We start from the raw sequence: 23953 nt of genomic DNA, 5'->3' as shown, positions 1-23953 counted from the left end.
ATCGTTGACGGTTGCCGGGTTGGGCCATGTTGTCTAGTCAGTCGGGAGATTCTGCTCCAGGCCGTGGGTGTCGTTTTCGTCTTCTGAAATGGTGTACCACGTGCAATAGGTTTGCCGACTCAAATCGCCGCGTGCATTGAGGGTGTGCGTTTGACGACCCAGTGCATCGTAGAATAGTTGATCGCTGTAACCGCTCGTGCGCAGTGACTCATCTTTGATATAGCGATGCTGATCGGCGAAGTAGGGGCGATAGTTGCGAATGGCCAGACCTTTGTTGTTGTATTCGACCCTGCTACTTACCCGCCAGCGCCGTTCACTCTGCTCAAGCGTGGGTTTGCCCGCGGAGTCGACTTCAAGTGCTCCGTTGGTATCGACCTTGTACGCACTGCCACCAGGGGCTAGCTGCTTGGTTTGCAGGAGTCGGCCAAACCCATCACTACAGCTCAGGTTAATGCGTATAACGGGGGCTTCATCCTCTGTGTTGGAGGGGTATCGATCTGCTTGTAACACCACTGAGTGCACCGGCTCACGCTGAACTATTTGTAGCTGTTCATGAAATTGCTTATCGCTCGGGTTGGTCAGGTCCAGTGTCAGGGTGCGTGCACTTTCTCGAATGTATCCGTTAGGCAGCAGGTAGCCTTGATTCATCCAGAGCAGGCGTTGGGCAGATGGCGGTACATACCCCATCCAGCTAAACGGGTTGTAGAAGCTGGCGGTGGCAGCTTTCAAGAGCGCGTTTTCAGGGTTTTTGATTGCGTTGTCCGGGCTGTCGTCTTCAGGGGCACGGTAGTCTGACAAGGGCTGAAAACCTACGGGTTGACCGCGCTCCTGGCCGAAAAAGCTGGTAGCGCGTAATTGGCCAAAAGCGTCATACAGTGCTTGTTGTTGAGTGCCTTGTGGATCGGTGATGTTTACGGGCAGTAACAGTCGGTAGTCGTACTGGACTTTCGTCATACAGCCATCCGCCGTTTTGACAGTAGCGATCTGACAGTAGTAGCGATCGTGCTGGAAGTAGGTTACGCCATGACTTTGGGTGGGACGTACACCGTATGCCCGGTAAAAACCCTGCCCGTCGTTGTAGCGGGCATAGTTTTTTCTGATAGACCAAATACGTGTTTCGGTCGTGGTTTCAGGTAAAAACAGTGACATCCGATGATAGTGTGCTTTCGTCAGAGCGCTATCCAAGTCAAAAGGTTCGGCGCCTGGCAGGTGTGGGATGTCTTCGTAGGCTTTAAGCGAATGGTCATCAAGTTCCGCCATTTCAGTGTGATCGGCCAAGGCCTGAAAACTGGCTTGCCCGGAAGGGAGCGTTTTAGAGGCCCGAACACCTCGGTAGTATTGCGTTGATAAACTGACCAATGTTCGTTGCGCTTGAGCTCCCAGAGGCGACTCAGCGTCTTCATCAATGAAGTGCTCATAACTGATTCGTTGGGGGGTCAATGCTTGGGGTGTGCTGCCTTTGGCCAGTACCAGGGCGTTGGTACGCTGCCGGTAGGGCAGGTGCAAACGCCAGCGCTGAGGATTATCGATATGAATCAGCTGGGTTCTGGTCTCTGTCAGGTAGTACGACTGTTGCGCTGAGTCATGGGTGTCCTGCCACCACTGTGCCTGGTGGGTATTGGTGAATGGAGATGCATCGAGAGAGGTTTTACGGCGTGCGTAATAGACCGTTACGCTGTGTGTTAAATCGCCATAAGCATCCCAGCGCAAATTAATCGTGTGCTGGCACGCAGGATCAGCGGCCTCACGCTCATAGCGGTAACTGATGGTCTCAAGGTTTAGGGCCAACATGGAGGCTTGACTGTTGACCTGTCTTATCAGGTAGCGCTGCTGGCTGGCTGAGTAAGGGACAGCTGTCGTGCGTGGATCTTTGGCGGCGTATACCTCTTGGCGTAAGACCAGACCAACCAGTGCAAGGTTGATTTCGTGCACAAAGTCCGCGATACCAGAGCCCTTAATGAGTGTGTCGTGTGTGTATTCACCCGACAAGCGGCTGAATGCTGTGTATCCCAGAGGATGAGCGCTTGTATCCAGACTGAAGTAATCACTGCGCAGCATGTCCGTCGCTTTGCCGGTGTGGAACCAAGTTTTGCTCAAGAGGGGGGCAGTGTGCTGAGCCGTTGTGTTTTGAATGGCGGATACCTGCGTATCGGTATCAGTCTCCAGCAGCAAGCCGAAGCCCTGGAACTTGCGCTCGTGGCCATTGTAAAAACCTTCGCGGTACTGAAATCGCCGGGTTAAACGGTTGCCGCTTATTGCATCATGTTGTTGCTGTTGGGTCACCAGGTGTAATGGGAAGGGGACACCGCAGATTGAAGCTTTGTTTGCCTGTGAGCGTTCTTGTTTTTCGTCAAGCCACTCTTGGGCACTGCTGCGGTAAGTCAATGTGCCACTGGCGCCCATATTGTTATCGCTGGCGGTAAGTAAATAAGGTTTGCTGCTGACAAAGTCGTAACGCCAATGCGTAGGCGTTGCATGGGGGATCGACACAATCAGGCTAGAACACCCTAACCCTTGAAGGTCTGCGGTGCTGACTCGGCAACTGCTGTCATAGCGTGCGCCTTGAGGCCATGGCAGACGTGTGGGAGAGGATTCAAGCCCATTGCCGAACAGGTTCATGAAAATCAATGCGTGCTCGGGTTCAAGGTAAATTAAATCAACGGCGCCTGAGCCATCCAGATCAGCCATCACGACCCGTGAAGCATCGAACTGCGCGTAACTGAAAGGCAGTTGGGCAAAGACAAAACCCTTACCGAAACGCCCGCGACCAAGGTTTGGCCAACACTTTAGTTCGTTGTGGCGAATACGGATCAAGTGTTGTTGCCCGCTGCCCAGAATATCGCTGAAAGCCACCAGCTCAGTGGGAGAATGACTCAGTACCGGTAACGCATCATCATCATCCAGAGGGTGAGGGACTTCACGACCAGGCGTAAACCCCTGCGCCCCTTGATTAATGTAGAGTCGAACACTGCGCGTACCTATAAGGGCAAGGTCGTGAATACCATTGCCCATCAGGTCGGCCAGTTGTCCCTGAGGGTGAAAAAACTCCACTGGAAGCGCCGCGAACGTTGCGAAATCAGACCAGCGCCTGCGCGAACTCAAAGTGAAAAAGCCACTCATGTCGGGTTGGGCAAGTATCCAGTCCAACTGCCCATCGCCATTTAAGTCGGCTAACCGCTGGCGCAAGGATTCACGGTTATCGCTTACAGGCATTGTGGGCAGTGTTTGCAGCGGGCCGTACACCACCGCATCGGCGTGAGACCCATGAGTATCTCTGGCGGGTTCACGGTATTGCCACAGCCTGTCGTTGCCATAAAGCACACCCGGTAAGCCGTCACTGTACAAATCAACCATTTGATAGTGTTGCCCATCGCCTGGCCCTTGCAGGGCTTGAAAAGGCAGATACCGCGCCGGGTCAGCCGTTAGCCTGAACGGACTATAGGTCAGCTCCAGCGGCGGCCAGTACTTGGAAACACCAGCCGCATCGAATGCTTGGCTATGGAGTGCGCTCAGTAAGCTTGCCCCTAGTTCGCTGGTTTTGTATTCAAGGAGCATGCGCTTAACCAGCACAGGTTCAGGTCCCAGTGCTGTTTCCTGGGGGAAATAATGGAACGTGAGAATTTGTTTGCACAAGCGACGGTTTCCCAGCTCAAAGCCGTACGCGTAGTTAAAAAACGGATCGGGACGTATCTGCCACGGTTTTTGCTCGGTGTAGCCCGGTGCATCGCTCAAGCTTGTTAAGCGTTCCCCGTAGTCAAACCACATTTCAAAATGCCATTGTTTGTCGGCGAGCACATCAGAAGACCACAACTGTAAGTCAGATGTAGCGTTTAGGTTGCCGTAGCAAATCCGCTTCAGATAGCGCTGGCTGCGGAAGTCATGTGGCAGCGCAGCCTCTGCGCTCGGAATCTCACGCTTATAGTCGTAGTAAATCTGTTCACCGTGCGGGGACAGACTTTCTTCAAGTAACCACTCGGCCACATGTTGTACTGCATCGGGGTTAAAGCACCGTGCCCCGCGGGTTTTGCCATACAGGTGGAGGGTTCCATCTGCACTGTGTATCAGCCAGAACCCCGCAGGGTCGGCGCTGGACGACCAGTGTTCCACGCGCGCGAAGGTTGATTCAATGCGTGGAAAATAGCGTGTAACGGTAAACGATGTGTTCAGTTGCAGGGTATTGAATTGTGTCGTCGTGGTGGTTTTGACGGCGCCTGCCTCAGTTTTCTCAGGACTCAGCTCCGCCCCTCCGGGCCCGAGATACTTATTGTCTTCCTCGTAATTAGGTGTGCCGAGATGAGTGTTTCGCCGGATAGTGCCGGGGGATGCTGACCATCCAAGGCCAAAAGGTCCGTTACCTTGTTCGCTGCTGTAATTCAAACTCAAGGCAGGGGTGAACCCTCTGCCTTGAGAAATGGGTAAAGGAACGCTGAATGAAGCACCACCGCTCGTTCCTACAGCCCCCCAACCTACACCGATGCTCTGGATGGCACCTCCGCCCTTGGGCAGCGACGGCATGAAAGCCTCGACGGTGGCTTGGTGTTGTGTCATACGTGCTCTCCTGCGCTTTTGGCGGTATAGCGCACATGAATAATGACGTCGTTTAGGGAATCGAGCATCGACTGCTGGGCTGCAGGGTTAGGGAACGACAAAATCCAGCGGGATACTGCTCCGGTGTACTCAAAAGGCAAATATCGATCATCACCCTCAAAGTTGAGCGTAAACAACCCGTTGTCATTGAGCCCGGTCGATAAAGCGATTTGCTCTCTGACACGCAGGTTGGGATAAGAAAAGTCAGCGTTCTGCAAGGTTTGAATCGTGCTGTAAGTTTGAGTCAGTGTGGCGCGAATATCTTCATAAGGGCTTAGCGTTGCGGGGAGCGAGACACTGATACTTTTTATTCGGCGCAGGTAATGACCCGGGTAATCGGCATCAAACATGGCCTGGGTTAGCTCAAATTCGGCGGTGCCCTTGGTTTTCAACGACGCGCTGATTTCTGACCACGATGCATTCAACGTGGAGGTGGTGTCTTGTGCCTGCAAAAGACGCAGTGACACCGTTTTTGTAATCTCCAGCGGTCGCTGATTGTGTTGAAGGTAGGCGGTGTGCATGCTGTTCAGGCTGAGTTTCAGCGTTTCCCCTGCGGTTAACCCGCGGTGCTGATTATCCCAATTGGCCGTCTGAATGAATGTTCGATTCGATTCTGCCCGTTCGTACTCCCAGCATGCTTGTGCGTCAAGACACAGCGAAAGTGCGGAGTCATATGCCTGTAAATAAAAGGAAGACAGTTGGGCACTGAGCCATTGATACATTTGAGAGGTCGTGAACCGCTTATTGAGCAAGTTATAGGCGATTTTGGCCTGACTGAGTGCGGTGGAAGTTGACTGCAATTGTAATCGACTGCTATTGGCCTGCTCGGCGTACGCTTGAACCTGAGTCTTCACTTGCGACAGTTCAAGGCGCGACTGTTCCAGCGCCTGCTCCCACTCCTGCGCACGGCGATTAAACAGTTCATTACGGTCCAGATGATTAGCATTGGCGCGCTTTTCATTAGCCAGAAGTTGCACGCCAGCCTGAACGGCATAGAAGCCACCTTCAAGACGCCACCCACCGTTAGAGGCGCCAAAAATATTAGGCGGGATGATGGCCAGCCCTGCCGCCGCTTGCAGTCCAAAAGCCACGCTTTCTAACGAGGCGCTGGCCTGAAGCTCTTGAGTCGCCACTTGTTCCGCTGAACTGATGCGTTCTTTGAGCAGTCGCTCAAAGTGAGTAATACGTGATTCGATAATTCGCTGGCCAGCCAACAACGCTAGTTGGTTGTGTTCGTCAACGCGAATACTGTGCGCGTGTTGTTCGAGTGCATGTGAGGCAAGTTGCCACACATGCTGGTGTTGTAACTCTACTTGCGCAGCCTGCTCCTGACGCTCAATCATTGACAGCAAACTGTTGCCAAACTGTATCAGGTTGTCGACAGCGGCCAGCGCCTGTGCGTAGATCACGTGAAAACGATAATGCCCCACCTGGATAGGCTGGCGCGTACGGCTCAATGTGTTCCCCGCCATGGCTCCTTGACTATAAAGAGTAAGCAGACCACGAGGTGACAGTGGCGCAGCATACAGAGGTATGTGCAAAGGCTTACCGGTTATATCCAAATGCTGGCGCAGGTTGTACAGGCGTGCGTCAATTTTTCTCCAGCGCATTAATAGGTCTTTATTAATGGGTGTACACAAGTCAGGGGTGTCCAGAGGTGCATAGTGCTGCGGTGCCTCCAGTACGCCTCGCACGAGAGGAGGCAGACCAGAGTCAGCCTGCAACGCCAGGCGTTCAGTCTCACGCAAGTTGCTATCAGGGCGAGTAGCCAATGTGGTTAGCGTAATAGTTGACCATGGCTCAACCTTGCTGATCTCTGGCAAGGGTCCAAGCAAGCGCTTGGCACGCACATACCAGAGTTTGGCTTCAGAAAGGCTCTCGGTAGTCATCTGTCGATAAGCAGCATCACCCCGATTGACCAAGATATCGACGTACAACAAATATAAAGCCTGTCGCAAGTAGACCGGGGCGCTCAGGGCAATTTGATTTGGGTCCAGGGGGTTGTCGAGAGCATAACTGGGTTCTGAGTATTCGGGCGTCAGTGCATTTAGACCCCAATACGCCTGGGTGTGCGGTGCGGTGGGCTGGCTACGGCTTGGGTCGAATAAGTACTTAAGCCATGACTCGGCCTCAACATAGCGTTGCTCCGTATGTAAGCGATGCGTAATGAGCCAAGGTAAATACAGGAATAATTCCCATAAGTATTTGCCGTACGCGCCATGAAAATCGGCGGACTTATGGGGGGCTTCAGGGGTGAGTGATGGGTCAATCAGGGGGAGGTTTGATAAGGAAAATACATTCGCCATATCAACACTGGCTGCGCGCGTTAATTTACCAGCAAGGCCTGTATTGAGGCGTATCAAGGGCAGTTTATGGTTGTTTGACGGTTCAGACTTTGGAGTGGAGGTGGTGCTGAAATCCAGAAATTCTGCTGTGCCATTGTCTGTCGAGACAAGGCGGTTTATTTTAGGACCCAAAGGTATATCGCTACGGGCTCTGGTATTTAACGTGACTTCAAATGCTTTGAGTGCATACCCCAAAATGACCGAGCCGGTGTCTTCGACATTTTGTTCTCGAATCAACACGCCGTGAAATATATGTAAGTTGGTGCTGGGCGTTTGCATCAGTAGATTAGGATCAATGCTCAGTTGTGCTGTATGGGTTTGTCCTGCGTTTAAAGATGTTGATTCGCCCTTTAAATAGCGGCGCATCTCATTGGGGCCGCCGACAAGTTCGGTATTTGTAATATGCACATGCTTTGGATAAGAGCTGGATGGAATACCGGGATGAGGGATCATGATGATCTGTCTGTAGGTCCGATTTGAGCGCGTGATGCGAAGCTTATCAAAGTGGATCGGCGCATGAGTGTTGTCGGCACTGGAGGACAGGTTGGCTGAATACGTTGTTTCTTCCGTGACGAATAAATGGTTAAAAAAAATCGTCGGTATGGTCAGGTTTTCAAGGTCGTACGTTTCGAGGGAGTTACCGTTATATGAAAGATTTGCAACTCTGTCTTCAACCGATGACGGTTCATTTGTTTTCGCATGCATGATGACGTCGGGGAAAGAAATCTTTGTTTTGTTACACGTTATGGAAAGATTTAAGTGCTCAGTAAGTACAGCGTCAGAACCGGTATGTTGTAAAGCTAAAGAGGACGTTTTATGTAAGGCAATACTGCTCGCGCTCCCGTCCTGCGGTACCTCGACGGCCAATGTGAGAGTGACACTTGACGCTGAGCCACGGGCGTGCAGCGTGACGGTCTTAATTGAGGGAAAGGATTTGTCCAGGCGTGAGGTAATTTCGAGAGTTGATGTGGTTTTGTTGAATGTTAGGCCGATACGCTCAGGCGTATTGTTGATGTGATCCTGTGTGTTGTCATAGTTCCATCGGGATGCTGTGGGATGGGGAGAGGTAAGGTTATGTGCTTTAAAACTAACAGTGTCACTCACCGGGGCGTGGAACTGTAAGTTGTTTTCATTGTGTCTCGCAAATGTCAACAGGTAGCGATTTGCGTCAACAGCGAGATAACCTTGAAAAAATTTGACTAAACTGCTAAGCGAACCTGATGATGCGAGCTGGATAATGTTGAATTGATTATCCAATTGTGCCCCATGAGAAAAACTAAAGTTCTTATCTTTCGTCAGAGGGTTGGCGTTTAAAGGTTGGTTGTCGGTATCGAAATGGCTTACCAAACCTAAAAATAAGGTGGGGGGCGTGGTTTTTAAGTTTAATGTGGCAACCGTTCTTATGGACGACATTAATTGTTGAAGCGTTAATTCATTCAGCGACCTGTTGGTGCAATTTTCATCAATGCACACTTGGGGGCAACTCCAACTGCCGTCAAATTTTTTATACATAAAGTGCAAGCGTAAGCGGGTATAGTATCGGCCGAAACGCAATAGTTTTTCGGGGTTTTGAAAGTCAATCTCGTCTATAAGACTAGGACGTTCCAAGTGGCTAAATTGAGGCTTGGTGCATTGAGCCCAAATAACAAATAAGCGATTATTAAAACTCACAGGGCGTATACTTTGCACCGGGATGTCCTCCGATGCAGGGAGTGGAACGTCCATCCAGTCTGACCATGCAACTGGGGTTGGATAGTTTAACAATCCTTGCGTGCTTCGGTCAGTGGATTCCGAGTAGGTATGTGCACGCATGTTTAAGGATCGGTAATAAACGGTGTTAGTGCCCTTGGACTGTCCAATTAAATAATATGTGCTGTCTGCCATGCTCTCGATATTGCCATCTATATAACCATTTATGGTTTGCAGGTTAATTATTTCTTCAAGGCGTCCCAGGTAGCGTTGTACCGACGAGTCAATATGGTTTTGCTGTAGACGGGTTTGATTTATATCGTTTTCTAATTGTTGAAAGATGTCAGTTTTATTCTGGCGCAGTCCGGGGCTCAGAAAGTTAGCCGGAAAGTGGCGCAATTGCTGGCTTGCGTGCCAAACGGAATAGCTGTACAGGCTGTTATTCCATGTTGAAATCTGCTTTGGTGTCATGCCCTGAATGTCATAGCCTGGTTCAAAACCAAGGGAAATACTATTAATGTACTGCTGTAAGCTCGCTGTTGCGCAAGCCACTCGGCTGGTGGGGACGGACTGGCTAATTTGTACATCCAGTAACCAATCTGCGTACAATTCATCAGCCGTTCTTCCTGGCGTCGAGGCGTTTTCTGTTTGCTGTTTTTCACCCCTAGGATCGACTTCATGCAGATAAAAAGAAAGCTGGGCATCACGCAGTTTTTCATTCAATTGGTGTTTGAGACGATGCGACATGTTCATTGTTTAGCCACTCTAGATAATAAGAAATTAAACAGCCGTTGCCATCACAGCTTCACCGACGCGAACCCATTCATCTCCAGGGCTGTCAACGTTCAAGTGTGTGGCTGTTAGTAATACTTGGGCCGATAATCCTGTGGCGCGGGATGTTTGGTGACACCGGACGATCCAATCAAGTTGTGCGACAGACTGAACGTGTGTCCAGTTAACTTCCTGCAGGAGTGATTGGATCTCACTGACCGCCCAGCCCAGTAATCGACTTAACCAGGCACTCGCATCTGATTCGGCTGAGCCGTCCTGCACGTTGGCGAGGTGTAAGTAATTTAATAGATCACTCTCTGTGATGGGGTAGCTCTGAGTGATCTGTTTAAGTTGTTGAAAGAGATACAACGTCGCAAATGTCAGTTTTAATTGCGCCTCTTTATTATTTGCTTTATCCAACCAGTGCGGATTGAGTAAAAAAACGTGCAGTGCAGGAGCGCTGAGCGGTAACGCCAAGGCCGTGACGGCGCCGGGCATCGCTAGCAAACTGTGCTTTAACTGCTTTCGCGTGTCAGAGTTACCCAGTGCATTTGCCATGTTGTACGTAGCGTGTTTGCACACGGTACCGAACAATTCACTTGTGTCGGGCATGGCAGTGTCTTTGAATATCTTCGAGAGGTGGGCTTTCCAGGGCAATAGACGCTGATAGGCTTCTGATAGAAAAGGTTTAAGCGCACTCACAATGGCAGCTATTAATGATTCTTTGGCGTGAGGCTCTTTAATCCCTTCGGCAAGTTTCTCTGCTGCCGACTCTAGCCCTTGAAGTGATTTGTCTGGGTCAGGGTGATCGGGTAAAGAGGGGAAGTTTTTAAGAAGCGTTTTTGCAAGTATTTGGCCCTGGGAAAACTTGATATTGGCTGACGCGAGCATTGATTTTAAATCGCTTCCATGTATTTCCTCGTCGTTAAATAAGCAGCGTTCTAACTCAATCAATACGGCGTGGAGCTGATTGGCATATTCATTTATGGCGGGCGGTGACTGTGACGTTTCAAGCCTCAGTTGATGCCGAAGTTGTTGAGTATGGATACCGACCTCTTTAAACCACTGAGTCGCCCAGTCCATTTGCATGAGCACGTCTAGCACGTCGGGAGCGCCAGGCTTCATAGCACTTCGCAGGGTTGGCTGTGCCAGTTGTTTGCTGTAGCTGACACCACCCAATAACTCAGCCAGTTGCAAGCTTTCTTTGACCGATAAATTAAAGAGCGTGGCTATACGTGCCTGTCGATAAAAGCTTGACAGGGTATGTAAGTCTTTTTTTGGGGAGGGTATATTTTTTTGAACGTGAGTAGATAACACGCCTAACGCATCGGGCGTGTCGTTGAGTGTAAGGCCCGCTCCGATTTTAGTTAAGAAGCTCACTGACTCAGGGTCTGAATTGGTAAGGTTTAAAGGGCTACCGTCCAGCTGGAGTGAGCCGTTGAACAATTGCTCGTTATTGAACACACGGTCATACAACGATACCGATTGTGCAGAAGCATGAATAGGCAAGCGGTACAGGATGGCGCAAAACTCATCAGCGTTCAGTGTGTAGCGTTGACTTAAATAACGGTAAACACCTAAAGCCCGCACGCTGTTTTCATTGATGGTGAAACTCCCTGTAAGGGACTGGGCCCGCACCGTGCTGTGCAGCAATAACTTTAAATCAGTGATGGAAATGTTCGTCCAGCGGTGCAGTCGAATGACACGCTGCAAACGGTCAAGTTGTACGACGCTCAGTCCAGTTAAGTGTTGGGTGTTGTGTGTTTTGTCAAGGCTAATGCCCATGTCTAAGTAGTGGCTGAAATGCTCAGATTCGTGGGGGTGTGTTGTCGTTAGATTAACTGACTTGACGGGAGTAAATTTTTCGATGGAGAGTACTTCGTAAAGTGCCTCCGTGGTGAGTTCAGTTCTTTCCATTAAGTGTGAAAGCGTGCTTAGGTGCTCAAGTGTTGAGTTGAAGTGTTGCTGGGTGAAGGCGTCTTTTATACTGTCCTGCGCTTCGATTTCTGTGATTATCCTGTATTGCTGTGGGCTGAGCGCAGACAGCATTTTTTGTGCTTCTAGGCTGTTTTTTTGTACTCTTTCATAGGCCGCGCTGGGCTGCTGACTTATGGGTAACGCGGTGCTGATTTTGTAATTTATTTCACCTAATACTGGCCTGTTTCCTGTTAGGCCCAATACACATTGCTCATGAGGAAGATAAAAGGGAAGTGTGAAAGGAAAACGCCTTTCTGCCAGAATATCTTCAACACTTTTCTCTCCGTATTTACTGCTGTGTTGCTTCAGGTGCAACTGGATGTGCGTGTGTAAAGTCTCGTTCACAATCGTGAGCATTGGGAGTTGATGGTTCACCGCGTGCAAGTCGATGGTCATGTCTTTCAAGGTCGGGCGTCGTTTGTCGAGGGTGTTTTTTATGGCGCTCCCTTTACCTGTCTTCTCGACGTCAAGTGCAAATAAATATAAAGCTCGTAGGTACGCAACCGGAGAGTCAAGTGCTGCAATCGAATCGTTGGAGCAGACGTTTCTTCCACTGGCTTCGAAAAGGCTGGTGTAAGAGGCGCCGTATTGTTCTGGGGTAGAAGCCATGCGCTTGCTGCGATCTTGATTCGTCGGTAAATATTGTTGTTCGCGATGATGAAACTCAATTTGCGCGGCATAACTGACAGCGTGCTCGTATGCTTGATCGGCATCTTCATCACAGTATCTAGAGAGGCCTTCGATGAATTCGGATTTAGACAGTCGGGCGATATCGAATACTGAATAAAGGTGCATCTGCAGCATGGCCGCTTCAAAGCTGATTCTGCCAGGTGCGGGAGGACCTGCCTCAGTTGCCAGTGACAGCAGTAATGCGGAGGGACTTTGCATATTCATGAACTCCAGTAAGACAAGTGAGCATCTAGGACGGCACTTGAAACTAACACTGGATTACTGGGGATATGGGTCGGATCGCGCTGTAAAATTTTTGGGAAATATCTTTTATAATTTGAGGTTTTTTTTGGGGGGCTTGCTGTTCTGTCAGTGCAAGGTGAAGGACAGGCTGCAATAAAGTAAGGGCATGATGTAACAAATTTCCGTTATTTTGTAGTCAAGTATGCCCCCTATAAGTCAGTGTCTTTTCTGCGTCGTAATGCAGCCTATGGCCTGCCATTGTGTGACGGCATCGTTGATGTCGTTGGAAACGAAGGAAGAGGGCATTACGACAGACCCGATTTCGTTGCCTGACGGCTCAGTTAAAGATTCGTTGGCGGGAGCAGGGGTGGCGTCGTAAGGTAGAGGCTAAATTCAGCAGAATGTAAACCATGAATCGTCCGCTATTTGTTTCTCTGGATGGACCCAAAGGCACTGGTAAAACCACACTGTTGGAAGCTGTTACGAAAGTAATGAGGGCAGACAACAAAAAAGTCATCCGGCTGAGCGAGCAAAAAAGCGATCCCTACAGGGCAGAAACAATGAGCCTGGTTAATGCGCTCGCCAGAAGTCCCTCCAGGGCTTTGGAGTTGCGGGTGTGTGAGCTTTTTGCGGACAGTCGCAGGTGGATTTCCGAGCACGTGCTGCCTAAACAGCCACCTGGCAGCATTATTTTGATCGATCGCTGGTATCCGTCAGAAGCCGCATTTCGCCGGATATTACCGTTTGCAGAAATCCTACAGTTGAACAAGGATTGCAATGTTCGCGTGCCAGATCTGCATGTCGGAGTTGTGACCAGTCCGCAAATTTCCTGGGCAAGAGCCGCAGCACGCCGGCGTGGGCTGAGGAGTACTGTGATCCACACATTTGCGGAGCATGCCGTGTGCACCAGAGCATTCGAGCGAGCCTGTACGGATAATGATTGGATGTTATGCCGCAATGAGGGCGCGATCGAAGACGCCACGATGCAGGTGATTACTGAGATCTACAGAGTCCTGGAGTGCGAGAGTACTTGGGATTAAAGGACAGGTGGGATTATGGGCTTATGAGTACTTAAGAGAGATACATGATTTAACATAATATACATTATGCGAACCTGTGTATTGGTGCGTCAGGGTCAGTGGAAAAGATTTCAAAGGTGTTTGTAGGCCCTGGGTTTGGTCCGGCACATTCATGCTGCAAACCTGACGCTTTGAGCTTGCCGTTGGCTTGCTGCATGATTGCAGGCTTTCACTGTGCGGGATCCGGGATGATAAGAAAACTTGAGCCACGCGATATGAAGCGCGTTCTGGAGATCTGGCTAGACGCGTCGGTCAAAGCCCATGACTTTATCGACAAGACTTATTGGCAATCTCAGATAGAAAACATGCGTGACATTTATATCCCTGCGTCAGAGACATTTGTCATCCAGGACTCATCCCGGGTGCTGGGGTTTTACTCTGTGATCAACCATCAACTGGCTGCGCTGTTTGTAGACCCCGATTATCAAGGCAAAGGTTTGGGCAAGCAGTTGCTGAGCCATGTGAAAGCGCAGCACGATCAGCTGACATTGGCTGTTTACAAGGAGAACGCCTCCAGTATCGCTTTTTATCAGTCCCAGGGATTTAAGCTGGGCCAAGAGTCGATTGATGAACATACGGGCCAGCGCGAGTACGTGATGACCTACGAGTAATGACTCGTTCCTGTCAAAATAAGGCCGCACTGATACGCCCGGATGTCTGCCATCGATAACCCGAGGCTACCGGGCCACCACGTGCAGGGGTTGAGACGCAGATAAACTGCAGCCGCACTGCTCTATTGTGAAAAGACTGTGGTTAAAGCCTTGAAAATCAAAAATTGTAACCGTGTTGACTAGGGTGTTTTATCATCCATATATTCCCAAAAAATATAACTCCACTAAATGTCTGTTTAGTTGAGTTATATATAGACCGCAGTAATTGGCCTGCCACTCTGCCCTGCTTCGCACGGTACGGCACGCCGGATAAAGTCGTTAAAGAATGAAACGGTCGGTGGCGTTACGGCGTTCGTTGTCATCGCGCATGTCATAACTCACGGTCGTGGCAATGTTGGCGTGGTGCGCCAGTTTTTGTGCAATTGAGACGTCGTACTCTTCGATCACGCGGGTAATGAATGAGCGACGAAAGTCGTGGGGCATGATGTTGACGCCCACCTGCTTGCCGCGCTGTTTGGCGATGTAGTAAATCGCGTGTTTGGTAATGCGCTCGCGGGTGATGTGGTTGCCTCGACGAATGCGATTGAACAAAAACTCATCGTCACTGACCCCCTCGGGTAAGTTCGCCCGACGAAATTGCAGCCAGGCGTCGAGTTTTTCAAAGGCCCAGGCCGGGGCGAATTTGATCAGTTCCTTGTTGCCCTTGCCCAGTACCTGCAAGCTGCGCTCTGTCACGTTGACCTGGCTAAGTTCTATGTTCACCGACTCAGACTTGCGCATCCCCGAGCCGTACAGAATCGCGATGATCGCGGCATCACGTAACCCTTGCGGGCGCGGGTCGGCTGCGCACACCTCCATCAACTCACGAATCAAACTGCGCCGCAGGTTGCGGCCTTTGCTTAGCCGTGTGCCGCCGCCTGCTTTTACGGCACGGATTTTCAGTAAATGATCCTGGGTGATCAGGCTTTGCTGCCAAGCTTGATTCATCACGCCGCGAATGGCGTTTACGTACAACGATGACGTATTGGGTGCATAGCCGTCGGTACGCAATGCCGCCACCAGAGCCGTGATATGCCCCGGCTGCAAGTGATGCCACGGGAATTCGTCGATGGTGACGTCTTCAACGCCCAGTCGATCGGCGGCGTCTTGCAACACATAGCGCATGGTTTGCTTGCTCGATGGCGCCAGCCGCTCTAGATAAAGCATCACAGGCGCCTGCACGGCATTTAAAGGGCTGATGGCGGCCAGCGGTGTTGCGGGGTCAGAAGTCGACAAAACCAATCTCGATACGGCTCAAAACAGGCCTGCAATATACCGCATCAATCTGATTTGTTTACCGCGGTGTTGAGTCGCCAGCGTCGTCTTTAAAAACCGCGCGCCAGTAACGCAGCCACGCACAGCAGCATGACGGCAGTGGCCCTTTGCAGCAGTCTCTGGCGTTTGGGGCTTTGCAGCACATGGCGAATGTGTTGGCCGAAATAGCAATACAAGCAGCCACTGGCAAATTGCAGCAGCAAGAAGGCCAGCCCCAACGCTGCCAAATCCAGCATTCGGGTGTCGCCGCCCTGCCCTGCAAACTGCGGGAACACGGCGCTGAACATGACAATCGTTTTGGGGTTTGAGAATCCGGTCAACAGACCTTTACCGAAGCGTCCTTTAAAGCCGCTGGCCATTGGCGTGTAAGGGGTTTGCAAGGAAAGCCCCTGACGGGTCCATTGCTGGTAAGCCAGGTACAGCAAATAGGCGACGCCAATATATTGAATCCCACGGCTGATCAATACATTGCCTTTCACCAGTTCGGCAAAACCGACAGCAAAAATCAGAATCGACACCAGATACGCCGCACTCGCGCCCAACTGCACCGGCATGGAGCGTTTCAAGCCTTCCTGCATGCCAAATCCCATTAACAGCAATGTCATGGGGCCAGGGCTGAAAGTCATCGTGGCGCAGAACATCAAAAAGTAAGCAAAGGACGCATAAGTCAATTGAGTAGCCATAAAGCGCATTACATCCCTGATCTCATCACTCGAACGGGTACGAGCGGTGGGCCATGTTAGACAAAGTGCGCTCCATGCAGCAGATAAAGCCCGACCTAACTTTACCGATCTTTACTGGTAGGATGACCGGCAAAGTACGAGGCCGTCATGCACATTCCAACCCCTGAATTTCAGCCCGGAACGCCCAAGGTTCAGCAAATCGTTGATGCGCTGAGCGCAGCTATTGATCAGGGATTACTCAGCCCCGGCAGTAAATTGCCCTCCGCACGGCAAATGACCGAAGCATTTGGGGTCAGCAAATTCACTCTTATCGAGGCACTCGATCGCCTGCGCGGGCAAAACCGTATTACCTCCAGTCAGGGCCTCGGCTATTTTGTGGCCTTGGCGCCGACACAGTCGCGCGCCGCTGGCGTCGACCTGCTGCCACAGGATTTGACCAGCGTGCTGCGTCGCTCGTTGATTGGCGCCAGCCTTGCCATGCGCCCAGGCGCGGGTCACTTGCCCGAACACTGGCTGCAACCCAGCTCCCTGCGCGCCAGCCTGCGGCAAATCAGTCGTTCAGCCCAGTTGCGGTTGACCGGTTATGGCGACCCGGCAGGTTATCTGCCGCTGCGCCAAGCATTACAGCAAAAGCTGGCGAGCCAGGGCCTCGATGTGCCTGTTGAACAGATCATCACCAGCAGCAACACGATCCAGGCTCTGGACATGCTGCTGCGTCTACGCCTTCGGCCGGGAGACACCGTGCTGCTGGATGCGCCCTGCTATTTCAATTTTCACGCCAACCTGGCGTTGCACGGCGCGCAGGTTGTGACGCTTGAACGCACGGCTCAAGGTCTGGATTTGCAAGCGTTGGAAACACTGTTGATTGAACAACGCCCCAGCGTTTACTTGACCACCAGCGTGCTGCATAACCCCACCGGGCATTCCTTTTCGCCCAGTCAGGCCTATGGAATTTTAGAGCTGGCCAAGCGCTACGGTTGCCACATCATCGAAGACGATTTGTATGGCGACCTGCACCCTGACCCGCCGCTGCGACTGTCCACCTTGGCGGGGCCTGAGCACGTCACCTACCTGAGCGGCTTTTCCAAAACCCTCAGCGCCAATTTTCGGGTCAGCTATGTGGTAACGACCGCGCAGCAAGCAGCCAGCCTGACGCACATGAAGCTGATGTGCGGCGGTATTACCTGCGAGATGCTTGAGCAACTGGTGTGCTCAACCCTCAACGACGGCAGTTATCACAAACACCGTAAGCGTGTGCTGCGCGACCTGTTGAGCAGCGGCGCGCGGGTGGCGGCATGGTTGCACGGGCTAGGCATGACCTTGAGCCAGCCCTACGAGGGTGGACTGTTTATCTGGGCCACATTGCCAGCCGGTCTGGATGCTGACGCCTTGGCCCACACGGCGTTGCAACAGGGCATGGTGCTCGCGCCGGGGACGTTGTTTGGTTATGCCCCGTCACGCCAGCGACAGCTTAGGTTCAATGTCGCCCACACCGATGATCCTCAGGTGATGGCGGCCGTTGAGGCGCTGTTGATTAGCGCAGGTTGAGCGGGTCTACCAGCCCGGCAGCGATGGCCATGCCCACCAGATCAGGCAAATGCTGCGCTTGCATGCGCTTCATGACCCGGGAGCGGTACAGATCAATGGTCTTGACGCTAACGGCCAGTCGCTCGGCTATCTCGCGGGTGGTGCAGCCCTTGACCAGTGGCAGCAACACATCGCGCTCGCGAGGCGTCAGGCTATCGAGGCGTTCTTGCACATCGCGCAGCGCCTGACTCGTCACGCGCTGCGCCATGCTGGCACTCAATGCCTGCTGCACACTGTCGAGCAACAACTGCTGGTTATAGGGCTTCTCGATAAAGTCATGGGCGCCGGCCTTGAACGCGCGCACCACGATGGGCACATCGGCATGCCCGCTGACAAAAATCACCGGCAAGTTAATACCGCGCTCTATCAGTGCCTGCTGCACATGCAGGCCGCCCATTGATGGCATGCGCACGTCGAGGATCACGCAGGCGTTTAGCCTGGCGTCACAGGCCTGCAAAAAAGCCTGCCCGCTGGTAAACGCCAGCGCGCTCAGCCCCACGGACTCCAGCAGCCACACCGTTGAGTCGAGCATGCCCTGGTCGTCATCGACCACATACACCTTGGGTTGAACTGCAATCGTCATGCTTTAAATACTCTCTTGTTTTTGTTGGGTGATTGACCCGGTCAACGGCAGGATGCAACACACCAATAAGCCTTCAGGTTGCGGTTGCGCATACAATTCGCCGCCAAAACCTTCAATGATGCTGCGGCTCATCGACAAACCCAGCCCGAGACCGTCGGCCTTGCTGGTGTAAAACGGCGTAAACAGCTGCTCCAGTTGCTCATCACTCACCCCCGGTCCTTGATCGTGCACGCTGATGTGCAGGCGCCCGTCGCTCAAGGTATGTGCGCGCAACAGCATGCGCGAAGGGCCGCCGGGATGTTGCTCGTGGTTGGCGTCAAGGGCATTGCGCAACAGGTTAAGCAGTACCTGTTCCAACAGAACCCGGTCGGCATACACCCGCGGCAATGTGGCCGCCAGTTGCTGGTCGATACTGATCTGGCGCGCGCTAGCCTCCCAGGCACACAAACTCACGGCTTGGCGTATCACCTCCCCCACGTCCAGCGCTTGCACATTGCGCCGGCCCTTACGCAAAAAACTGCGCAAGCGTTTGATCACCTCAGCAGCATGGTTGGCATGCAGGGTGATGCGTTCCAGACCTTCGGCAACCCGCTCGACCGCTTGCGGGTTGTTGGCCAGGTTTTGCAGGTAGCGTTGGCTGGCGTGGGCGTAATTGACCACGGCGGCCAGGGGCTGATTGATCTCGTGGGCAATCCCCGAGGCCAGCTCCCCCAAGGTGACCAGTCGCGCCGTGTGTGCCATTTCATCTTGATGCTGACGCTTTTGGGCCTCAACCACGTCTGCCAATCGGCGCCTGTTCTCCTCGGCCTGAACGCGCGGCGTGATGTCCCGTGACACGCTGACCACCTCCACCACGTCCCCGGTATAGGTTTCACGAATGGCACGGCTGGCGGTTTCAAACCACAGGTAATGCCCAGCCTCATGGCGAATGCGGTAGGTCATGGTGTGATAGCCCTCCACGTACAGCGCATCACGCGCTTCAAGCATCACCCCGGCCAGGTCCTGAGGATGGAACAGGCGCTGCGCTAGCGTGCCGCGCAGGGCTTCGGGCCAATAACCGAGCAAGGTCCAGGAAGCGGGCGAGGCATCCAGAAAACGCCCGTCCGGGGTGTGCCGTGAAATCAGGTCGGTGGTGTTTTCGGTAATCAGACGGTACAGGCGCCTGGCTTTCGCGGCTTCGCGCCCTGCCACTCGCTCCTCGCTGGCTTCCCGGCCACGGGCCACCACGCATTGGCTGGCGACATCAGGGATCAGTGTCCAGAGCCACAGTTGTGCCGTGCACTGGGCCTCTACCTGTTCAATCGCGCGAGCCTGTTGCAGGCATGAACGCACCAGTTCAGGCGTGTTATGCGGCAGCCATGCGCGTGCTTGATCCAGCGGCGCACCGGCCAGCAACGTGGTCATCGCGCGATTGGCCGTGACCGGCAAGCCCTCTGCATCGAGCACTACAGTGGGTTGCGGGTCATGCAGCAAGAGAGAAGCAGGCATTTGAGGTCCTGAGGTTAGAGGCTATAGAACAACTACTATATTGCTTAGGTATTACTTCCATATCAAATGCAGAGTGGGATATAACTCGGGCCGGACATCAAACTGACCCGCGTGCCACTGGCAGAACGGGCAGCCATAGAGCTAACAATCAGCCACCGGAATGACCACTATGTCGATTTTTGAGCAAGGCCTCGGGTCTGCTGCTGTCAATCACACCGCCCTCTCCCCGCTGGGCTTCATCGAACGCACCGCCAGCGTCTACCCTCACTACCCCGCCGTCATTCATGGCTCGATTCGTCGAACCTGGGCCCAAACCTACAGCCGTTGCAGACGGCTGGCCTGCGCGCTGGCCGGGCGCGGCATCGGCAAAAACGATACTGTGGCGGTCATGCTGCCCAACATTCCGGCGATGCTGGAAGCGCATTTTGCCGTGCCGATGATCGGCGCCGTGCTCAATGCCCTCAATGTCCGCCTCGATGCGCAAGCGATTGCCTTCATGCTGGCCCACGGCGAAGCCAAAGTGCTGATCGCGGACCGAGAGTTCCATGACGTGGTGCACGCGGCCGTCGCCATGCTCGATCACCCGCCACTGATTATCGACGTCGATGACCCGGAGTACGGCGAAGGCCAGCCGCTCAGTGCGCTGGATTACGAAGCCCTGCTGGCCGAGGGTGATCCGGATTACCAATGGCAATGGCCCGCCAATGAGTGGGACGCCATCGCGCTTAACTACACATCCGGCACCACCGGCAACCCTAAAGGCGTGGTGTATCACCATCGTGGCGCGTATTTGAGTTCGTTGGGCAATCAGATGGCCTGGGCTATGGGTAACCACCCGGTGTACCTGTGGACCTTGCCGATGTTTCATTGCAATGGCTGGTGTTACCCGTGGGTCATTACCGCGCTGGCGGGCGTGCATGTGTTTTTGCGCCGAGTCGACCCGCAAAAAATCCTCACACTGATTCGCGAGCATCAGGTCACCCACCTCAGCGGCGCGCCCATCGTGCTCAACGCGCTGGTCAACATGCCAGCCTCTGCCAAGGCTGCCATCGACCACCCGGTGCATGCGCTGGTGGCCGGTGCGGCACCTCCGGCCAAAGTGATTGGCGCCGTGGAGGAAATGGGCATCAAGGTCACCCATGTCTATGGTTTGACCGAGGTCTATGGCCCGGTGACGATTTGCGCCTGGCACGATGCGTGGGATGAGCAGCCGTTGACAGAGCGCGCTCAAATCAAATCCCGTCAGGGCGTACGCTACCCCACGCTGGAAGGGTTGATGGTCGCCGATCCCAAAACCCTGCAACCTACGCCCAGAGATGGCGAAACCATGGGTGAGATATTCATGCGCGGTAACACGGTGATGAAGGGTTACCTGAAGAACCCCAGCGCCACGGCAGAAGCCTTCGAGGGCGGCTGGTTTCATACTGGCGACCTGGCGGTATGCCATCCTGATGGCTATGTTGAAATTCGGGACCGTCTCAAAGACATCATCATTTCCGGTGGTGAGAACATATCTACCATCGAAGTGGAAGGCGTGTTGTACCGCCATCCCGGTGTCATGGAGGCCGCTGTTGTCGCGCGCCCGGACGAAAAATGGGGTGAAACCCCTTGCGCCTTTGTCACCCTCAAAGCAGACCATGGGCATGTGCGTGAGGCTGAAATCATCAGCTTTTGCCGCGAATACCTGGCCGGGTTCAAAGTGCCGCGCACCGTGGTGTTTACCCTGTTACCCAAAACGTCTACGGGCAAAGTTCAGAAATACGTATTGCGCGACATGGCCAAAGCCCTTTGAGCAGGTACGCGCCCCCTATTCGCTGTGCCACCACGAGGTTTTGTGATGCCTGAATTCAATGCGCCGCTGCGTGATATGCGGTTTGTCTTGCACGAAGTGTTTGCAGCGCCAGCCCTGTGGGCGCGCTTGCCTGCGCTGGCCGATCATGTCGACGCCGACACCGCCGATGCCATTCTCGAAGAGGCCGCCAAAGTCACCGGCCAACTGATTGCTCCGCTCAACCGTGCGGGCGATGAAGAAGGCGCGCACTGGCTGGCGGGCCAGGTCACCACCCCGGCCGGGTTCAAGTCTGCTTACGCCACCTACATTGAAGGTGGCTGGGTCGGGGTGTCGGGAAATCCTGAATTTGGCGGTATGGGCATGCCAAAAATGCTCGCGGTACAGTTTGAAGAAATGCTTTACGCCGCCAACTCAAGCTTTGCCCTGTATTCAGCGCTCAGCAGTGGCGCGTGCCTGGCAATCGATGCTCACGCCAGCCAGGCGCTCAAAGCGACCTACTTGCCCCCCATGTATGAAGGGCGCTGGGCCGGTTCCATGTGTTTGACCGAGGCCCATGCAGGCACCGACCTGGGGCTTATTCGCACGCGCGCAGAACCCTTGACCGATGGCAGCTACCGCGTCTCTGGCAGCAAAATGTTCATCACGGGCGGCGATCAGGACCTGACCGAAAACATCATTCACCTGGTGTTGGCCAGGCTGCCCGATGCGCCTGCGGGGCCTAAAGGGATCTCGCTGTTTTTGGTGCCTAAAATCCAGGTCAATGATGATGGCTCCTTGGGCGAGCCTAACGCGGTGACCTGCGGCTCCATCGAACACAAAATGGGTATCAAGGCCTCGGCGACCTGTGTGATGAACTTTGACGGTGCCCACGGCTGGTTGATCGGCGAAGCCAACAAAGGCTTGGCGGCGATGTTCACCATGATGAATTACGAGCGCTTGTCGATCGGTATACAGGGCATTGGATGCGCTGAAACCTCATACCAGAACGCGCGCACCTATGCCCGTGAACGCCTGCAAAGCCGTGCCCCCACTGGCAAAGTGGCGCCGGACAAAATCGCCGATCCGATCATCGTGCACCCGGATGTGCGGCGCATGTTGCTCAGCATCAAAGCCCTGACCGAGGGCGGCCGTGCGTTTGCCAGCTACGTCGGCCAGCAACTGGACCTGGCCAAGTACTCGACCGATGCGCAAGAACAACAACAGGCCAGCGCCCTTGTGGCACTGCTCACCCCGGTGGCCAAAGCGTTTTTCACCGACACCGGCTTTGACAGCTGCGTGCTGGGCCAGCAAGTGTTCGGCGGCCACGGCTATATCCGTGAATGGGGTCAGGAGCAGTTGGTGCGTGATGTGCGCATTGCGCAAATCTACGAAGGCACCAATGGGATTCAGGCGCTGGACCTGCTGGGGCGCAAAGTGATTGCCAATGAGGGTGTCACGTTGCAGTTGTTTACCCGCCAGATCCGTGACTTCGCCGCCCTGCCCGGCACGCCTTATGCAAACCCGCTGCTCGAAGCCGTGCAGCGCCTTGAAGACGTCAGTGACTGGCTGCGGACACAAGCCACCCTCAATCCCAACGAAATGGGCGCGGCCTCGGTTGAATACCTGCACCTGTTTGGTTACGTGGCCTACGCCTGGCTGTGGGCGCGCATGGCGGATGTGGCGCAACGTGCACGGGAGGCAGAACCTGCGTTCTATGACGCCAAGCTGGCCACCGCATCGTTTTACTTCAGTCGCGTGCTGCCGCGCACGCTCAGCCTGGAGCAAACCATTCGCGCGGGCAGCGAATCATTGTTTGAGCTGGACGCTGCCAGCTTTTAAGTCCTTATAAAAATGGCGGCCTGATGAGGGCCGCCAACCATCATGCAGCGTCCATCAGCGGCGCACGGCAGGCTCACTCACTTCATCGAGCTGTAGCACCTCACGCGTGTCGACCAGATCTGCGGCCGCTTTACCCATCGTCAGATAATGCGCGGTGGTTTTATGGTGCTCGATGGCCGCCATGTCCTTCCAGCCTTCAATGAACACAAACCGTTCTGCATCGCTGCGGTCTACATGCAAGTCATAAAACAAGCAGCCGGGTTCGGCCCGCGAGCCTTCTACACACGCCAGCAATACCTGTTTAAGGTGCTGACCTTTGCCCGGCTTTGCGCGCAGCGTGGCGACAATTTTGATGATGTTAGACATTACTGCTCCTGCGCTGTTTGGCTCTTTTGTGAGGCTTTCAACGCCTCGACAATTTGATCTTTCAAGGCTAAACGGCTGGACTTTAGCTCAGTCAGCACCGCATCGGGCGTGGCGACGGCATCGCCTTTTTCGGCATCGAGCACCTTTTTATCGGCCTGCGCATACTTGTGTATGAGCGCTGTCAGGTGGGGGTTGCGAGCCTTGAGCGTGTTCAAGGTCTCTGGGGTAATGCCCAAGTCCTCAGGCAAGTCATGTTTAACCGGCATATCTGCACCTCATGTTCGTTGCGGTGACGGGGCAGGCTCACTCAGTGAACCCAAACAGACACGTTTGGCGGCTCGCCCAACGCCT

Annotated in this window: 14 protein-coding genes; 5 read left to right on the top strand and 9 right to left on the bottom strand. The window is 53.6% G+C overall.

Features of this window, described 5'->3' with window-relative positions; genetic code table 11:
* Positions 1-33 precede the first annotated feature (33 nt).
* From GYN01_RS11240 to GYN01_RS11230, 3 genes are read right to left on the bottom strand one after another with little or no spacing between them, the layout of a single operon-like run.
* Positions 34-4548, bottom strand: a complete 4515-nt coding sequence (locus GYN01_RS11240) for a SpvB/TcaC N-terminal domain-containing protein (protein WP_048401975.1) — start codon at positions 4546-4548, stop codon at positions 34-36.
* The gene (locus GYN01_RS11235; RefSeq protein WP_203307070.1) at positions 4545-9368 is read right to left on the bottom strand and encodes a Tc toxin subunit A-related protein; all 4824 of its coding nucleotides are present in this window, start codon (positions 9366-9368) and stop codon (positions 4545-4547) included. The genes GYN01_RS11240 and GYN01_RS11235 overlap by 4 nt, the downstream gene beginning before the upstream one ends.
* Before the next feature lie 33 nt (positions 9369-9401).
* Complete coding sequence (locus GYN01_RS11230; RefSeq protein ID WP_203307069.1) at positions 9402-12257, bottom strand: Tc toxin subunit A; 2856 nt, start codon at positions 12255-12257, stop codon at positions 9402-9404.
* Positions 12258-12691: 434 nt separating this feature from the next.
* On the opposite strand from GYN01_RS11230, the gene GYN01_RS11225 reads away from it, so the two are divergent.
* Together GYN01_RS11225 and GYN01_RS11220 are read left to right on the top strand one after the other, a co-directional pair.
* Positions 12692-13321, top strand: coding sequence for a dTMP kinase (locus tag GYN01_RS11225; RefSeq protein ID WP_203307068.1), 630 nt, complete (start codon positions 12692-12694; stop codon positions 13319-13321).
* A gap of 194 nt (positions 13322-13515) precedes the next feature.
* Positions 13516-13971: an N-acetyltransferase gene (locus GYN01_RS11220; RefSeq protein ID WP_464060426.1), complete on the top strand. Its 456-nt coding sequence runs from the start codon at positions 13516-13518 to the stop codon at positions 13969-13971.
* Between the two features lie 318 nt (positions 13972-14289).
* Here GYN01_RS11220 and GYN01_RS11215 read toward each other — a convergent pair whose 3' ends face one another.
* Positions 14290-15177, bottom strand: coding sequence for a site-specific integrase (locus GYN01_RS11215; protein ID WP_048402370.1), 888 nt, complete (start codon positions 15175-15177; stop codon positions 14290-14292).
* 158 nt (positions 15178-15335) lie between these two features.
* The gene (locus tag GYN01_RS11210) at positions 15336-15968 is read right to left on the bottom strand and encodes a LysE family translocator (RefSeq protein WP_203307067.1); all 633 of its coding nucleotides are present in this window, start codon (positions 15966-15968) and stop codon (positions 15336-15338) included.
* Positions 15969-16115: 147 nt separating this feature from the next.
* Between GYN01_RS11210 and GYN01_RS11205 the strand changes: the two genes are divergently transcribed.
* Positions 16116-17516 (top strand): aminotransferase-like domain-containing protein, encoded by a 1401-nt coding sequence (locus GYN01_RS11205; RefSeq protein ID WP_203307066.1) that lies wholly within the window; start codon positions 16116-16118, stop codon positions 17514-17516.
* Here the strand turns inward: GYN01_RS11205 and GYN01_RS11200 are convergent.
* Both GYN01_RS11200 and GYN01_RS11195 read right to left on the bottom strand, forming a co-directional pair.
* Positions 17503-18138, bottom strand: a complete 636-nt coding sequence (locus GYN01_RS11200; protein ID WP_048364854.1) for a response regulator transcription factor — start codon at positions 18136-18138, stop codon at positions 17503-17505. The two genes, GYN01_RS11205 and GYN01_RS11200, sit on opposite strands and share 14 nt — an antisense overlap.
* A 3-nt stretch (positions 18139-18141) precedes the next feature.
* Positions 18142-19626 (bottom strand): PAS domain-containing sensor histidine kinase, encoded by a 1485-nt coding sequence (locus GYN01_RS11195; protein WP_048402368.1) that lies wholly within the window; start codon positions 19624-19626, stop codon positions 18142-18144.
* 169 nt (positions 19627-19795) lie between these two features.
* On the opposite strand from GYN01_RS11195, the gene GYN01_RS11190 reads away from it, so the two are divergent.
* Positions 19796-21418, top strand: coding sequence for an acyl-CoA synthetase (locus tag GYN01_RS11190; protein ID WP_203307065.1), 1623 nt, complete (start codon positions 19796-19798; stop codon positions 21416-21418).
* A gap of 45 nt (positions 21419-21463) precedes the next feature.
* On the top strand, positions 21464-23236 hold the full coding sequence (locus tag GYN01_RS11185; RefSeq protein ID WP_203307064.1) for an acyl-CoA dehydrogenase C-terminal domain-containing protein: 1773 nt from the start codon (positions 21464-21466) through the stop codon (positions 23234-23236).
* A gap of 54 nt (positions 23237-23290) precedes the next feature.
* On the opposite strand, the gene GYN01_RS11180 is transcribed toward GYN01_RS11185, so the two are convergent.
* Both GYN01_RS11180 and GYN01_RS11175 read right to left on the bottom strand, forming a co-directional pair.
* On the bottom strand, positions 23291-23602 hold the full coding sequence (locus GYN01_RS11180) for a putative quinol monooxygenase (RefSeq protein ID WP_048364850.1): 312 nt from the start codon (positions 23600-23602) through the stop codon (positions 23291-23293).
* Complete coding sequence (locus GYN01_RS11175) at positions 23602-23868, bottom strand: HP1242/YdcH family protein (protein WP_048364849.1); 267 nt, start codon at positions 23866-23868, stop codon at positions 23602-23604. Before GYN01_RS11175 ends, GYN01_RS11180 begins: the two co-directional genes overlap by 1 nt.
* Positions 23869-23953 lie beyond the last annotated feature (85 nt).

The organism is Pseudomonas weihenstephanensis, assembly GCF_016812185.1.
GTDB lineage: Bacteria > Pseudomonadota > Gammaproteobacteria > Pseudomonadales > Pseudomonadaceae > Aquipseudomonas > Aquipseudomonas weihenstephanensis.
Note: the sequence above shows the minus strand (reverse complement) of the source record. Positions and strands in the feature narration are given on the sequence as shown.

Coding starts and splice junctions, on each gene's coding strand:
- GYN01_RS11240 (WP_048401975.1), bottom strand. CDS start 4,548: ATGACACAACACCAAGCCACCGTCGAGGCTTTCATGCCGTCGCTGCCC.
- GYN01_RS11235 (WP_203307070.1), bottom strand. CDS start 9,368: ATGTCGCATCGTCTCAAACACCAATTGAATGAAAAACTGCGTGATGCC.
- GYN01_RS11230 (WP_203307069.1), bottom strand. CDS start 12,257: ATGCAAAGTCCCTCCGCATTACTGCTGTCACTGGCAACTGAGGCAGGT.
- GYN01_RS11225 (WP_203307068.1), top strand. CDS start 12,692: ATGAATCGTCCGCTATTTGTTTCTCTGGATGGACCCAAAGGCACTGGT.
- GYN01_RS11220 (WP_464060426.1), top strand. CDS start 13,516: ATGATTGCAGGCTTTCACTGTGCGGGATCCGGGATGATAAGAAAACTT.
- GYN01_RS11215 (WP_048402370.1), bottom strand. CDS start 15,177: ATGCTTTATCTAGAGCGGCTGGCGCCATCGAGCAAGCAAACCATGCGC.
- GYN01_RS11210 (WP_203307067.1), bottom strand. CDS start 15,968: ATGGCTACTCAATTGACTTATGCGTCCTTTGCTTACTTTTTGATGTTC.
- GYN01_RS11205 (WP_203307066.1), top strand. CDS start 16,116: ATGCACATTCCAACCCCTGAATTTCAGCCCGGAACGCCCAAGGTTCAG.
- GYN01_RS11200 (WP_048364854.1), bottom strand. CDS start 18,138: ATGACGATTGCAGTTCAACCCAAGGTGTATGTGGTCGATGACGACCAG.
- GYN01_RS11195 (WP_048402368.1), bottom strand. CDS start 19,626: ATGCCTGCTTCTCTCTTGCTGCATGACCCGCAACCCACTGTAGTGCTC.
- GYN01_RS11190 (WP_203307065.1), top strand. CDS start 19,796: ATGTCGATTTTTGAGCAAGGCCTCGGGTCTGCTGCTGTCAATCACACC.
- GYN01_RS11185 (WP_203307064.1), top strand. CDS start 21,464: ATGCCTGAATTCAATGCGCCGCTGCGTGATATGCGGTTTGTCTTGCAC.
- GYN01_RS11180 (WP_048364850.1), bottom strand. CDS start 23,602: ATGTCTAACATCATCAAAATTGTCGCCACGCTGCGCGCAAAGCCGGGC.
- GYN01_RS11175 (WP_048364849.1), bottom strand. CDS start 23,868: ATGCCGGTTAAACATGACTTGCCTGAGGACTTGGGCATTACCCCAGAG.